The organism is Duganella hordei, from assembly GCF_040369125.1.
GTDB classification, from domain to species: domain Bacteria; phylum Pseudomonadota; class Gammaproteobacteria; order Burkholderiales; family Burkholderiaceae_D; genus Rugamonas; species Rugamonas hordei.
The window spans coordinates 123,387-137,975 of record NZ_BPWI01000016.1 but is presented as its reverse complement, the minus strand read 5'-3'; the positions used below and the strand labels follow the sequence as shown (position 1 = coordinate 137,975).

Here is a 14,589-nt window from a genome sequence, read left to right as displayed (position 1 = left end):
ATGAGAATAGAAAAACGCCGGCTCCAAGAGCCGGCGTTGCAAGGACGGTTTAGTCGCCGGAACGGTAGTTCGGCGCTTCCTTGGTGATTTGCACGTCGTGCACATGCGATTCGCGCATGCCGGCCGAGGTGATCTCGACGAACTCGGCTTTGTTGCGCAGTTCGTCGATGGTGGCGCAGCCGCAGTACCCCATCGATTGACGCACGCCGCCGACCAGCTGGAAGATGATCGCCAGCACGCTGCCCTTGTAGGCGACGCGGCCTTCGATCCCTTCGGGCACGAACTTGTCGGCCTTCATGGTGGCGTCCTGGAAGTAGCGGTCGGCCGAGCCGTCCGACATCGCGCCCAGCGAGCCCATGCCGCGATACGACTTGTACGAGCGGCCCTGGTACAGGATCACTTCGCCCGGCGCCTCTTCGGTGCCGGCAAACATGGAGCCCATCATCACGGTCGATGCGCCGGCCGCCAGCGCCTTGGAAATGTCGCCCGAGAAGCGGATGCCGCCGTCGGCGATACATGGCACGCCGGTGCCTTCCAGCGCTTCGGCAACGTTGGAGATCGCGGTGATCTGCGGCACGCCGACGCCGGCGACGATACGGGTGGTGCAGATCGAGCCCGGGCCGATGCCGACCTTGACCGCGTCCGCGCCGTATTCAACCAGCGCCTTGGCGGCGGCCGCGGTGGCGATGTTGCCGCCGATGACGTCCACGTGCGGGAACTTGGTCTTGATCCATTTCACGCGGTCCAGGATGCCTTGCGAGTGGCCGTGGGCGGTGTCGACCACCAGCACGTCGACGCCGGCCGCAACCAGCAGCTCGATGCGCTCCTCATCTTTTGCGCCCACGCCGACAGCGGCGCCCACCAGCAGCTTGCCCTGCGAGTCTTTCGACGCCAGCGGGTGCTCGGTGGATTTCTGGATGTCTTTGACGGTGATCAGGCCGCGCAGCTCGAACGCGTCGTTGACGACCAGCACGCGCTCGAGGCGGTGCTTGTTCATCAGGCGCTTGGCTTCGTCGCGATCGGCGCCTTCCGCGCCTTCCTTGACGAACACCAGCTTTTCGCGCGGGGTCATCTTGGCGCGCGCTTCGGCGTCCAGTTCCTGCTCGAAACGCAGGTCGCGGTTGGTGATGATGCCGACCACTTCCTTGCCTTCGACGACCGGGAAGCCGGAAATGCCGTACTGCTCGGTCAGCTTGATGACATCGCGGATCTTCATCGTCGGCGGGATCGTGATCGGATCACGCAGCACGCCGGCTTCGAAACGCTTGACGCGCGCCACCTCGCGGGCCTGGTCCTTGGGATTCAGGTTCTTGTGGATGATGCCTATGCCGCCCTCTTGCGCCATCGCGATGGCGAGACGGGCTTCGGTGACCGTGTCCATCGCTGCGGACAGCAAGGGAATATTCAGGCTGATGTTGCGGGTCAGACGAGTTTTGAGGGACGTATCGGCAGGCAGAACATTCGAGTACGCGGGGACGAGCAGCACGTCATCAAACGTGAGTGCTTTTTGGAGTAGACGCATAGCATTTCCTATAGGCGCAAAAGCAGATTATACAGAATAAACCGCCCCCTGTCCTAACTCTGCCGAAACTTCTGTTTCGCTAGCTCCAGAAAACTGTCATCTCAATTGTTAAATATTGCAGCGCGGAATATGTGTTGTTTATGCGCTAATTTTTAAATATTGCTATTTTAACGCTGCCATTAGGCAAACTGATCCGGTGCTCATAAGCCGGCAACTTGACTTTTTTTTAGGGGTTCTACGATGAAACTGAAACTGCTCGCACCTGCTGTACTGGCTTTCGCCGCACTATCCGCGAACGCTGCAGACCAAACCTTCAACATCCTCCCCAACGTCACCTTCGACTTCAACGGGCTGGCATTGCCCGGCGACGGGCTGCTGTCGGACGGTTCGGATGTGCTGACCTTCACCGGCCTGTCCGCTGGCGCCTATAACGTCGTGTTGACGTACAGCGCCAACTTCTCGGATATCACGACCGCTTCGCTGAACGGCAATTCGCCGTCGATCCTGTATCACAGCACGCCGATCAGCCTCGGCGCGTTCGATCTGACGTCGACCGCTCCGTTCACGCTGACGCTGTCGGGCACAACCAGTGGTGCGCCGTTGGCGGCATATTCCGGCCACATCACGGTAACGCCTGTGCCTGAGCCGGAAACCTATGGCATGCTGCTGGGTGGTCTGGGTCTGTTGGGTCTGGTGGCGCGTCGCCGCAAGCAGTCCTGATGTCTCTGCCCGCCATCAAATGATGGCGGGTTTCGTTCGCTCCGGTTGACAGTTGCCGTAAATCATGGCGAAATCTGCCCATGCCTTACTGGAGCGTCCTATGAAACATCGCAACTCCCTCGTTCCTGTGCGCGCCATCGTTGGCGCCGTGATGCTGGCGGCCTCGTCGCTGGCCCTGGCCCAATATATATGGATAGACGACAAGGGCGTCAAACAACTGTCGGACCGCCCGCCGCCGGCGTCGGTGCCGGAAAAACGCATCCTGAAGGCGCCCGGCAAGGCGCCGTTCAATCCCAACGCCCCGGCGGAAGCGGAACCGGCCGCCAACACGGCAGAGGCCGAACCGGCCGCCAAGCGCCCGCCCACGCTGGCCGAACGCAACGCCGATTTCAACAAGCGCAAGACCGAGGCTGCCGCCGCCGAGAAAAAAGCCGCCGACGAAGCCAGGCAAAAAGCCGACACCGCCGCCAATTGCGACGCAGCCCGTAAAAACCAGCAGGCGCTGGCGGACGGCATCCGCATATCCAATTACGATAAAAACGGCGAACGCGGCGTCATGAGCGACCAGGAACGTGCGGAAATGGCAACAAAGAACCAGAAAGTGCTGGCCGGCTGCAAATAACCCTTGTCGGCCACGGCGCATGCTGCCGTATGATATCGCTATCAACATCCAACAAGACCCATAATGATCAAGACACAAGCGGGCAAGAGCCGGGCCAGCGGCCGCATCACCCTGGCGATGGTGGCGGAGCGGGCCGGCGTGGCGACGATGACCGCCTCGCGCGCCATCACCCAGCCGGACATGGTGTCGCAGGCGCTGCGCGACCGCGTCGAGCAGGCGGTGACCGAACTGGGCTACGTGCCCAACCGCGCCGCGCGCGCGCTGGCCTCGTCGCAATCAAAGGTGATCGCGGTGCTGGTGCCGTCGCTGTCGAACGCGGTGTTCACCGAAGTGCTGGCCGGCATCCAGGACGCGCTGGACGCCGACGACTATCAAATCCTGATCGGCAACACCCGCTATTCCGACAAGGAAGAGGAAAAGCTGATCGGTACCTATCTGCAGTCGAACCCGGACGGCATGCTGCTCTCCGGCCTGACCCACAGCCCCCGGGTGCAGCAGATCCTGACCAATTCGCGCGTGCCGGTGGTGTCGATGATGGACATGTCCACCGATCCGTCGCAGCTGACCGTGGGCTTCTCGCAGTTCCAGGCCGGCTGGGCGATGACCAACTACCTGATCGACAAGGGCCACAAGCGCATCGGCTTCATCGGCGCGCAGCTCGACGAGCGCACGCTGCGGCGCGCCGAGGGCTACCGCAAGGCGATGCTGGACGCCGGCCTGGCCGACATCAAGCTGGAGGTGATGGTGGGCGAGCCGTCGACCATCGCGCTGGGTGCCGAGCTGGTGGGCCGCATGCTGGCCCAGGCGCCCGATTGCGACGCCATTTTCTGCTGCAACGACGACTTGGCGCACGGCGCCATCTACCAGTGCCAGCGGCGCGGCATCGCGGTGCCGGCGCAACTGGCGATCTGCGGCTTCAACGACCTGCCCGCCTCGGCCTGGATGAACCCGTCGCTGACCACCATCGGCACGCCGCGCTACCGCATCGGCTTCGAGGCGGCCACGCTGCTGCGCGCCGTCATCAAGGGCGAGGATCCGCCCAACAAGCAGATCGACCTGGGTTTCACGCTGATGGCGCGCGAAAGCGCCTAGGCGCGACACCCTCGCCTGCTGCACCGCAACATCAAATCTTGTTTACAAATCCAGCCAAAAGTCTACACTTCGGTTAATTCTGTTAGCGCTAACATTGATTGGGCAATATGAGTACACACAGGGGTCAGATACGCTGGGTCGTCATGGGCGTCAGCGGCTGCGGCAAGAGTTCCATCGGACTGCAACTGGCGCACGCGCTGAACGCGCCGTTCATCGAGGGCGACGACTTTCATTCCTACGCCAACGTGGCCAAGATGACGGCCGGCCTGCCGCTGACCGACGCCGACCGCGCCAGCTGGCTGCTGGAACTGCACGCGCAGATCCACGCCGCGCGCGACGGGCACACCGGCCTGGTGCTGTCCTGCTCGTCGCTGAAGCGCAGCTACCGCGACCTGCTGCGCAGCGCCGATCCGCAGTTGCACTTCGCCCATCTGGCCGGCCCGCGCGAACTGATCGCGCAGCGCATGACGGCGCGTCCCGGCCACTACATGCCGCCGTCGCTGCTGGACAGCCAACTGGCTGCGCTGGAACCGCTGCAGGACGACGAAGCCGGCATCGTGCTCGATATCCGCAAAGACCCGCGCGAGCTGGTGCGCGAGATTATAGTTACCGCTAACAAATTCGACGCTCCAGCATCAGGCTGAAGCGCCAACGAGCTCTCCCCGGGGTGTACTATCCATACGCGCCCCGTTCGGGCAGTGAGGGCCCTCCTTCACTGCCTGTTTTTACATCTGTCTGAAAGCGATCGTGAACAAACAACTGACCTGGCGGGAAAAGATCAGCTACGGCATTGCCGATATGGGCTTCAATTTTTATTGGACCAATATCGCCACCTTCCTGCTGATTTTCTACACCGACGTCTTCGGCATCTCGGCCGCCGCCGCCGCATCGATGGTGTTTACGATTAAAATCATCAACGCTTTCACCGACCCGCTGATCGGCGCCGTCGCCGACCGCACCACCACCCGCTTCGGCAAGTTCCGCCCTTACCTGATATGGGTTCCCCTGCCGCTGGCCTGCGCCGCCTTCCTGACCTACACCACGCCCGACCTGTCCGAGGGCGGCAAGATCGTCTGGGCCTACGCCACCTACTTGCTGATGATGGTTTGCTACACCTGCATCAACATCCCGTACAACGCCCTGTCCGGCGTGCTGTCGGCCGATCCGCAGGAGCGTTCCACCGTCAACGGCCTGCGCTTCATCTTCGCCTTTGCCGGCGGCACGCTGGTGACGGCGGCCACGCCGGCGCTGGTGCGCTGGCTGGGCCACGGCGACGACAAACTGGGCTGGCAGCTGACGATGCTGGTGTGGGGCGTGCTGGCCTCCGCGCTGTTCGTGACGACCTTCCTCAACACGCGCGAACGCGTGGCGCCGGCGCCCACGCAGCAGTCCAATGTGTGGCAGGACATCCGCGACCTGTCGCGCAACCGGCCGTGGGTGGCGCTGTTCTTCCTGGCGCTGATCATCATGATCACCATCACGCTGCGCACCACCAGCGCCGCCTACTACTTCAAGTACGTGGTCGGCCGGCCGGAGCTGATGCAGGGTTTCGTCCCCGCCTATATGATCTCGGCCGCCGTCGGCGCTTCGCTCACGCCGTTCCTGACGCGCTTCGTCGACAAGCGCAAGCTGATGATGATCTTGATGAGCACCACCGCCCTGCTGTCGCTGGCCTTCTTCTTCGTGCAGAAGGACCAGGTCACGCTGATGTTCGCGCTGCAGATCGCCACCGGCCTGGTGCTGGGACCGAAATCGCCGCTGGCGTTCTCGATGTACGCCGACACCGCCGACTACAACGAATGGCGCACCGGCCGCCGCGCCACCGCGATGACCTTCGCCGCCGCCACCTTCTCGCAAAAGCTCGGCACCGCCGTCGCGGTGGCGGTCATCGGCTGGCTGTTCACCAAGCTCGGATACGTGGCCAACGTCGCCCAGACTTCCGGTTCGCAGGCCGGCATCGTCTGGCTGATGTCCTTCATTCCGGCGGCCTTCGCGGTGCTCGCGGTGGCCGTCATGTTCTTCTACAACCTCGACAACACCAAGCTGGTCCAGATCCAGGCGGATCTGGAAGCCCGCAAATCTCAATCTTAAACGGAGAGTTTCAATGTTAGGCCCTACCCACGACGGCGACCGCTACGAACTGACCAGCCCCACGGCGATGCCGCGCGCGGCTGGCTTCCTGTGGAACCAGAAGATGATGATACAGGTGACCTGCCGCGGCTACGCCACCGCGCAGTTCATGCAGCCGGAGCCGGCCAAGTACGCGTACGCGCCCAACCTGGAAGCGAAAACCTTCATGCAGCCGGAGCAGAACTACTACGCGCACCATCCGGGCCGCTTCTTCTACATCAAGGACGAGGAAACCGGCGAGCTGTTCTCGGCGCCGTACGAGCCGGTGCGCGCGCCGGTGGACAGCTACAATTTCTCGGTCGGTAAAAGCGACCTGTCGTGGACCATCGAGCACCTGGGCGTGCGGGTCGAGCTGAATCTGAGCCTGCCCGTCAGCGACGTGGTGGAGCTGTGGTCGCTGCGCGTGACCAACCTGTCGGGCCGGGCGCGCAAGCTGAGCGTCTACCCCTACTTCCCGATCGGCTACATGTCGTGGATGAACCAGTCCGGCGAATACCGAGCGGACCTGGGCGGCGTGGTGGCCAGCTGCGTCACGCCGTATCAAAAGGTGGCCGACTACTTCAAGCAGAAGGACTTCAAGGACAAGACCTACTTCCTGTGCGAGGAAGCGCCGCTGGCGTGGGAAGTCCGGCAGATGGCGTTCGAGGGCGAAGGCGGCTTGCATAATCCAGGTTCGCTGCAGGACGAACAACTGGGCAACAGCGACGCCCGCTACGAGACGCCGACCGCCGTGGTGCAGTATCGCCTGGCACTGGCCGCCGACGAGGCGCACGACTACCGCTTCATCTTCGGCCCGGCCTTCGACGACGCCGAGATCCGCGCCGTGCGCGAAAAATACCTGAGCGCCGACGCCTTCGCCGCCGCCCGCGCCGACTACGCCCGCTACATCGCCGGCGGACGCGGATGCCTGCAGATCGAAACGCCGGACAAGGAACTGGACAACTTCGTCAACAACTGGCTGCCGCGCCAGGTGTTCTACCACGGCGACGTCAACCGCCTGAGCACCGATCCGCAGACCCGCAACTACCTGCAGGACAACATGGGCATGAGCTTCATCAAGCCCAGCGTGATGCGCAACGCCTTCCTGCACGCGCTGTCGCAGCAGGAAGCCAGCGGCGCCATGCCGGACGGGATCCTGCTGGCCGAAGGCGCGGAGCTCAAGTACATCAACCAGGTGCCGCACACCGACCATTGCGTGTGGCTGCCGGTGGCGCTGAAGGTCTACCTCGACGAAACCAACGACTACGACATCCTCAATGTGGACGTGATCGGCCACGAGAACGGCATCGCCCTCACCGTCTCCGAACGCGTGAGCAGCGCCATGGACTGGCTGCTGCAGTCGCGCGACCAGCGCGGCCTGAGCTACATCGCCCAGGGAGACTGGTGCGATCCGATGAACATGGTCGGCTACAAGGGCCGCGGCGTATCGGGCTGGCTGACCGTGGCCACCGCCTACGCGCTGAACCTGTGGGCGGATATCTGCGAACAATGCGGCGCCAGCGCGTCGTTGGCGGAAAGCGCGAAGCACTTCCGCGCCGGCGCCATCGCCGTCAACCGCGCCGCCAACGAACACCTGTGGGATGGCCAGTGGTACGCGCGCGGCATCACCGACGACAACGTCACCTTCGGCATCGCCAAGGATGTCGAAGGCCGCATCTGGCTCAACCCGCAGGCCTGGGCTATCCTCGGCGGCACGGCCAGCGAGCAGCAGCGCGCATCGATGCTGGCGCAGGTCGAGGAGCAGCTGGCGACGCCGTACGGCGTGGCAATGTTCGCGCCGCCGTTCAGCGCCATGCGCGACGACGTCGGCCGCGTCACGCAGAAACACCCGGGATCGGCGGAGAACGGCGCGGTCTACAACCATGCCGCCGTGTTCTACATCTACAGCCTGTACACCATCGGCGAAAGCGACCGCGCCTACCAGCTGCTGCGCCAGATGATACCCGGCCCGAGCGAGGCCGATTACCTGCAGCGCGGCCAACTGCCGATATTCATCCCCAATTACTATCGCGGCGCGTATCACGAGTACCCGCGCACCGCCGGCCGCTCCAGCCAGTTGTTCAACACCGGTACCGTGTCGTGGGCTTACCGCTGCTTTATCGAAGGCCTGTGCGGTCTGCGCGGCGACGGCGACGCCCTGCTGGTGCGGCCGCAGCTGCCGAAGGAATGGGACGGCATCAAGGTCACGCGCGAGTTCCGCTGCGCGACGTTCAAGGTGTCTATACAACGGGCCGACATCGATGAAATTCAGGTCTGGCAGGGAGGTAATCGTTTGACTGATGGCCGCGTGACCGGTATCGTTACGGGCGGAGCATATGCGCTGGAAGTTTTGATCCCGCGCTGACCATTACATCTCAAAATTATAAGGACACCGCATCATATGAAGAAGCGTCTCTGGCTGTCACTGGCACTGGTTTATCCACTCATGTTAACCGGCGCGGTGCATGCCGCGGACGATAGCCGTCCATGGCTCAACAGCACGCAGTCCGCCGACACCCGCGCCGATGCGCTGGTCAAGGCGATGACGCTGGATGAAAAAATCCAGACCGTGTTCGGCTACTTCTCCACCGAGTTCACACCGAAGAACTTCGCCCAGCCCAAAGACGGCCGTCCCGATTCGGCCGGCTACATTCCAGGCATCGCCCGTCTCGGCCTGCCGTCGCAATGGCAGTCGGACGCCGGCGTCGGCGTGGCGACGCAAGCCGTGTCGAAGAAGCCGTACGAGCGCACTTCCCTGCCCTCGGGCCTGGCCACCACGGCCACCTGGAATCCGCAGCGCGCCTTTGAAGGCGGCGCGATGATCGGCTCCGAAGCGCGCAGCACCGGCTTCAACTTCCTGCTGGCCGGCGGTGTCAACCTGATGCGCGAACCGCGCAACGGCCGCAACTTCGAATACGGCGGCGAAGATCCGCTGCTGGCCGGCGTGATGGTCGGCGAACAGATACGCGGCATCCAGTCCAGCCACGTGGTCTCCACCGTCAAGCACTATGCGTTCAACGACCAGGAAACCAACCGCAATCACGTCAACGTCAAGATCGAGGACAAGGCCGGCCGCATGTCCGACCTGCTGGCGCTGCAGTTCGCGATCGAGCGCGGCAAACCGGGCGCCGTCATGTGCTCGTACAACCGCGTCAACGGCGCCTACGCCTGCGAGAACGACTACCTGTTGAACCAGGTGCTGAAGCAGGACTGGGGCTTCCCCGGCTTCGTCATGTCCGACTGGGGCGCGACCCACTCGACGATTCCCGCCGCGATGAACGGCCTGGATCAGCAGTCCGGCCACCCGTTCGACAAGGCGGCCTACTTCAATGAAGGCCTGAAGGAAGCAGTGGTCAACGGTCACGTGCCGATGTCGCGGCTGGACGATATGGTCAAGCGCATCACGCGCAGCATGTTCGCCAACGGCTTGGTGGAGCACCCTGTCGCGGCCCCTGCTTCGCCCAGCGCTGGTATCGATTTCACGGCCCACGGCAAGGTCACCCAGGCCGACGCCGAAGAGGCCATCGTGCTGCTGAAGAACCAGAACAACCTGCTGCCGCTGGGCACGGGCGTACGCACCATCGCCATCATCGGCGGCCATGCGGACGTCGGCGTGCTGTCGGGCGGCGGTTCGGCGCAGGTCTATCCGCTGGGCGGTTCGGCGGTGCCGAACGAAGGACCTAAGCACTTCCCGGGTCCTATCGTGTACCACCGCTCGTCGCCGATGGCGGAAATCGCCGCGCAGACCAAGGCCAAGGTCGTCTACAACGACGGCAAGGATGCCGCCGCAGCAGCCAAGCTGGCGGCGTCCAGCGACGTCGCCATCGTATTCGGTAACCAGTGGCTGGCCGAGAGCTTCGACGCGCCGGACCTGAACCTGCCGGGCGCGCAGGATGCGCTGATCGCCGCCGTGGCGAAGGCCAATCCGAAAACGGTGGTGGTGCTGCAGACCGGCGGCCCGGTCGTCATGCCGTGGCTGAACAATGTCGGCGCGGTGCTGGAGGCCTGGTACCCGGGCACCAGCGGCGGCAAGGCGATCGCCCGCGTCATCAGCGGCGAAGTCAATCCGTCGGGCCACCTGCCTGCCACCTTCCCTGCTTCGGTGGCGCAGTTGCCGCGCCAGGTGATCGACGGCGACGACAAGACCAAGGATGAGAACATCATCGAGAAGGTCACCACCGACTACAACATCGAAGGCGCGGCGGTCGGCTACAAGTGGTTCGACCTGAAGGGCCACAAGCCGCTGTTCCCGTTCGGCTACGGCCTGTCGTACACCAGCTTCGCGTATTCGGACCTGAGCGCCAAGGCGGCCAATGGCGGCGTTGAGGTGAGCTTCAGCGTGAAGAACACCGGCAAGCGCGACGGCAAGGCTGTGGGCCAGGTGTATGTGTCGCCGGTAGGCGGCGGCTGGGAAGCGCCGAAGCGCCTGGGCGGCTGGGACAAGCTGGCGCTGAAGGCCGGCGACAGCGGCAAAGCCAGCGTGCGCATCGATCCGCGCCTGCTGGGCGTCTACGACAGCGCCAGCAAAACCTGGAAGATCGCGGCCGGCGACTACCTGGTGACCCTGGCCGAATCGGCGGGCGCCGCACCGGCGGCCAGCGTCAAGCTGCACCTGGACGCGCAGACCGTCAACGTCAACGGCCGTTAAGCCGGAACACAGGCAGCGTGGCGGTTATTCTTTCCAGCCGACCGCCACGCTGCCTATCCCTTTGTCGTCCCATACCAGCACCGTCGCATTGACGTACGTGCCGCTGTCATTGCCGACCACATTGATGGCGTTGGCGTGGTAGCGGTAATTGCCGCCCGCCTTTTGCGCGGCCACCTGCTCGGCGTGACGTCCGCGCTCGCCCCAGATCTGCGTGGTGAAGAACGCGCCGAAGGCCAGCGTCAGCGCGACGCCCAGCGCCAGCGGCTTACGCATGTCGTAGCGCTTGCGCCTTTCAAACGCACGCGCCTCCTCGATAGCCGGGCTGCCCAGTTGCGACAACACCCAAATCCAGACCACGCCTTTCAGCAACGGCAGCAGGATGCCTATCGAGTACTGGAGCGGCGCCAACCGCATTTGCGTCAACGTCAGATCCAGCGGCTGCACGAACAGCAGCAGGAACCAGAGCACCGCACCGGGGATGGACAAAAACAGCATCCAGCGCAGCACCACGGCGGCACGCAAGCCGCCGCAGAACAGCAGCAACGCCCCCGCCAGGGCCGCCAGCTCGACGCTGAACAGCGAGCCGGCGCCATGCGCGGAGTTCCATCCGGCGACAGCGAAATCGATGGCCGCCACGCCCAGCAGCACCTTGCCGGCGCGCCGCATGACCGGCACATAGCGTACTGGATCGGCGATGATCGCCGGCCGGGGGACGGCCGGTTCCCGCGCCGCCAGTTCGGCGAGCCGTGCTTCGATTTGCGCCACGCGTTCCGGGAAGCGTTCGGCGTCGATACGGCTGAGAATCTGTTGTAACTGCGTTGCGTCGTACAGCGAGTAATCGGGTTGGTTCAATGCTGCTCCATTGTCGTTAATCTTGAATCGCCAGCGCAGACAGCAGTGGTGCGCTCCCCTGGCGGAAGGTGCGCTTGACCAGCGCATCGTCGAAGTATTTTGCGTAGATCATCGGGATGACCTGCTCGCTCACCATCGCTCTCAGCGCCATCGTGAAGCGCGCCCGCACTTCCGGCGTGATGTTCTTCTTCGACAGGTAGACACCGGCAAAGCGCGATGTGGTTTCCGGCATCGGGATCACCAGCGCCCTGTCCTTGAAATACGCCGACTTCAGATACTTGGTGTAGATCGGCGGCGTCGCCAGCGTGCCGGCGGCGCGGCCCATTTCCAGCTTGCCGAACACCGTCTCGAAATCGTTGACCACTTCCAGCCTGCCGGCCGAGGCCAGCAGCGCCAGCTGGGTCTCGACGGCGGCGTCGTAGGTCATGCCGCGCGTGACGTTCAGCCGCCCCGTGCCGCGCGCGACAAAGTCGCTCAGGCTGGTGTAGCGCTGCCCGCCGGGATCGGCCAGTATCAAATCATATTGCAGGTAGGTGTAAGGCAGGTGGGTCGCGTAGGCGTCGCGCTCGGGCGTGCGCAGCGCGGCCATCGTCATGTCGACGCGGCCCGCTTCCAGTTCGACGAACAGGCGCTGGCGCGGGAACCACAGGAATTCGAATTTGCAGCCGGTGCGGCGGGCAAGCTCGTTGACAACGTCGACCGAGATGCCGCCGATGTGGCCGTTGCTGTCGCGGAATGCGGTGTAGCCAAGGTCGCTGAGCCCGACCCGTGTCGACGACGGACAGCCCGCCCCCGCCTGGACGGCGGCCGGACTTAGCCACAAACCGGCAATCAAACAGATCCAGTTGCGCCTGTAGCGTCTCATCGTGGGCTCATTGTGTGGGATAACCAGAGTGTAACGTAGCTGTCCGACATGTACCAGCAGGAAACTTCCGAGTGTTGCGAACGCTTGATCAATGCCGCGCCCCGATCCTGGGTGGCAACGTACACTTGTCGACAGCCACGAAGGAGAATGTTATGAGCCTGTCGCCCGCTAAGCAAGCTGAGCTGCAACGTGCGCTGGATGCGGCCGATGCCGACCTGGTCCGACCCGCGCGGCAGGCGGCGCTGCTGCCAGGCACTATGCCGGCCACGGCCGCGCCGCAGCCGGCCGCGCAGATCGCCGATGCCAACCTGAACATCGTGCGCCACAAGGACAGCGGCTGCATCCAGTTCATCTTTCCGGCGCCGGGCGTGCAGCCGGCCTTGTTGGCGCCCGCCGCGCAGGGCCGCTGGGAATGGATCGTGCAGGCCGCGTTGCGCTGCAGGGAACAGCTGACGCAATCGATGATCGAGAAGATCGAAGCGGCCAACAAGCCGGAGGCGCTGCTGAGCCTGCGCACCGGCACCCCGCAGCCGGCAACGGCGGCCGATCTCGCGGCCTCGCGCGGACGCAAGGTGCTGCTGCTGGTGCACGGCGTGTTCAGTTCGACCGGGGGCGCGTTCGGCGACCTGGCCGCGGACACCACCATGCAGCAACTGCTGGCGCGCTACGATGGCCGGGTCTATGCCTACGATCACTGGACCATCGCCAAGACACCGCAGCAGAATGCGCTGGACCTGCTGTCCCGTCTGCCGGCCGATGCAGGCTGGAACATCGACATCGTCTGCCACAGCCGTGGCGGACTGGTGGTGCGCTCGCTGTTGTCGAACTCCGATGACGCCGTGCTGGCCGCCATCGCCAACCGGCGCGCGGGGCGTATCGCCAGCGTGGACAAGGTGTTCTTTGTGGCGGCGGCCAATCAGGGCTCGCCGCTGGCCTCGCCGGACGACATCCAGCACTTCCTCAACGTGGCGGCGATGCTGGCCTCGTTCAGCGGCGGCATGGCGCTGGACCTGGTGATAGCGCTGGCGCGGATGGTGGTGTCGCTGGGTTTCGGCCGGCCCAGCGTGGAGGCGCTGGCGAACGGTTCGGCGCTGATCGGCCAGCTGAACCGCGGCGGCACGCTGCTGACCAGCGCCAGCAGCTGGTATGTGCGCGCCGATTTCGACTATGGCCGCTCGGCGCTGGCGCAAACCGGCGCGCTGCTCAACCGCCTGCTGCTGGACGCCGACAACGACGTGGTGGTCCCCTACGGCGGCGTGCCGCTGCCCGGCCTGCAGATCGCCGACGGCCACGTATTGGATATCGGCACGCCGCAGCACAAGCAATCCGAGATCTGGCATACCGAGCTCTTCAAGAGCGCCGACACGCGCGACTTCCTGCTCAAGCGGCTGGGCTAGCCTTGCTGACCTTGCGCCGGCGGGCGTTTTTGGGATCGGCGATCAGCGGACGGTAGATTTCCACCCGGTCATGCTCGCGCAGCACGGTGTCCAGCGTCTTCTTCTTGGCGTAGATGCCGACCTGCATGATCGACAGGTCCACCTCGGGCGCCTCCTGCAGCACGCCGCTGATGACGATCGCCTGCTCGATGGTGGTGCCGGCCGGCACCCGCAGCGCGCGCAGGAATTGCACCGCGTCGCTGGCGTAGCACACCTCGATATTGAAGGTCTCAGCTGCCATATACCGTTTCCGCCCGCTTGCAGAAGGAATCGACCATGCTGTTGGCGATCATGCCGAACACCGGCCCGACCAGCTTGGCCAGGATGGCGCTGGAAAACTCGTAATGCAGGTCCAGCTCGATCTTGCAGGCATCCTCGCGCAGCGCTTTAAACGTCCACACGCCGTCCAGGCACTTGAAAGGACCGTCCACCAGCTTCATCTTGATCTCGGTCGATGGCGTGTTCTCGTTGGCGGTGGTGAAGCTCTGGCGCACGCCGTGATAGTTGATGCCGACGCTGGCCACCACCGATTTTTCTTTCCGTTCACGGATTTCCACACCACCGCACCATGGCAGAAATTTGGGATAGTCCTCGATGGCGGCGACCAGATCGAACATCTGCTGGGCGCTATAACCGAGGAAAACTGATTTGTGCACTACTGCCATTGTCTAACCATTTGCTATGATGTTGAATTATCCGCATTTCCATGCGTGAAGCAGTAGT

At 63.9% G+C, this 14,589-nt stretch carries 12 protein-coding genes and 1 pseudogene; 8 read left to right on the top strand and 5 right to left on the bottom strand.

Going from position 1 to position 14,589, the window contains the following annotated elements:
- Positions 1-49: 49 nt before the first annotated feature.
- The gene (gene guaB, locus ABWW33_RS27230) at positions 50-1,522 is read right to left on the bottom strand and encodes an IMP dehydrogenase (RefSeq protein ID WP_070271573.1); all 1,473 of its coding nucleotides are present in this window, start codon (positions 1,520-1,522) and stop codon (positions 50-52) included.
- A gap of 372 nt (positions 1,523-1,894) precedes the next feature.
- On the opposite strand from guaB, the pseudogene ABWW33_RS27225 reads away from it, so the two are divergent.
- The 7 genes and pseudogenes from ABWW33_RS27225 to ABWW33_RS27195 form a co-directional block, all read left to right on the top strand.
- Positions 1,895-2,242 (top strand): annotated as a pseudogene (locus ABWW33_RS27225) (FxDxF family PEP-CTERM protein); the annotation flags it as partial.
- A 100-nt stretch (positions 2,243-2,342) separates the two neighbouring features.
- The gene (locus ABWW33_RS27220; RefSeq protein WP_176651066.1) at positions 2,343-2,864 is read left to right on the top strand and encodes a DUF4124 domain-containing protein; all 522 of its coding nucleotides are present in this window, start codon (positions 2,343-2,345) and stop codon (positions 2,862-2,864) included.
- Between the two features lie 63 nt (positions 2,865-2,927).
- Positions 2,928-3,956 carry an HTH-type transcriptional regulator GntR gene (gntR, locus tag ABWW33_RS27215; RefSeq protein WP_176651067.1) on the top strand — a complete coding sequence of 343 codons (1,029 nt, stop codon included), beginning with the start codon at positions 2,928-2,930 and terminating at the stop codon, positions 3,954-3,956.
- A 107-nt stretch (positions 3,957-4,063) separates the two neighbouring features.
- Positions 4,064-4,600 carry a gluconokinase gene (locus ABWW33_RS27210; protein WP_353404562.1) on the top strand — a complete coding sequence of 179 codons (537 nt, stop codon included), beginning with the start codon at positions 4,064-4,066 and terminating at the stop codon, positions 4,598-4,600.
- Positions 4,601-4,703: 103 nt separating this feature from the next.
- Positions 4,704-6,047, top strand: coding sequence for an MFS transporter (locus ABWW33_RS27205; protein ID WP_176651068.1), 1,344 nt, complete (start codon positions 4,704-4,706; stop codon positions 6,045-6,047).
- A gap of 13 nt (positions 6,048-6,060) precedes the next feature.
- The gene (locus ABWW33_RS27200; RefSeq protein WP_353404561.1) at positions 6,061-8,430 is read left to right on the top strand and encodes a GH36-type glycosyl hydrolase domain-containing protein; all 2,370 of its coding nucleotides are present in this window, start codon (positions 6,061-6,063) and stop codon (positions 8,428-8,430) included.
- A 36-nt stretch (positions 8,431-8,466) separates the two neighbouring features.
- The gene (locus ABWW33_RS27195) at positions 8,467-10,713 is read left to right on the top strand and encodes a glycoside hydrolase family 3 C-terminal domain-containing protein (RefSeq protein WP_353404560.1); all 2,247 of its coding nucleotides are present in this window, start codon (positions 8,467-8,469) and stop codon (positions 10,711-10,713) included.
- Between the two features lie 24 nt (positions 10,714-10,737).
- Here ABWW33_RS27195 and ABWW33_RS27190 read toward each other — a convergent pair whose 3' ends face one another.
- Positions 10,738-11,565: a hypothetical protein gene (locus tag ABWW33_RS27190; RefSeq protein WP_353404559.1), complete on the bottom strand. Its 828-nt coding sequence runs from the start codon at positions 11,563-11,565 to the stop codon at positions 10,738-10,740.
- A gap of 16 nt (positions 11,566-11,581) precedes the next feature.
- On the bottom strand, positions 11,582-12,430 hold the full coding sequence (locus ABWW33_RS27185; protein ID WP_353404558.1) for a substrate-binding periplasmic protein: 849 nt from the start codon (positions 12,428-12,430) through the stop codon (positions 11,582-11,584).
- A 152-nt stretch (positions 12,431-12,582) separates the two neighbouring features.
- On the opposite strand from ABWW33_RS27185, the gene ABWW33_RS27180 reads away from it, so the two are divergent.
- The gene (locus ABWW33_RS27180) at positions 12,583-13,827 is read left to right on the top strand and encodes an esterase/lipase family protein (RefSeq protein WP_353404556.1); all 1,245 of its coding nucleotides are present in this window, start codon (positions 12,583-12,585) and stop codon (positions 13,825-13,827) included.
- Here ABWW33_RS27180 and ABWW33_RS27175 read toward each other — a convergent pair.
- Both ABWW33_RS27175 and ABWW33_RS27170 read right to left on the bottom strand, forming a co-directional pair.
- On the bottom strand, positions 13,811-14,107 hold the full coding sequence (locus tag ABWW33_RS27175) for an RnfH family protein (protein ID WP_176651073.1): 297 nt from the start codon (positions 14,105-14,107) through the stop codon (positions 13,811-13,813). The genes ABWW33_RS27180 and ABWW33_RS27175 overlap by 17 nt on opposite strands.
- Entirely contained in the window at positions 14,097-14,531 is a 435-nt protein-coding gene (locus ABWW33_RS27170) for a type II toxin-antitoxin system RatA family toxin (RefSeq protein WP_353404555.1), read from the bottom strand. The genes ABWW33_RS27175 and ABWW33_RS27170 overlap by 11 nt, the downstream gene beginning before the upstream one ends.
- Positions 14,532-14,589: the final 58 nt, after the last annotated feature.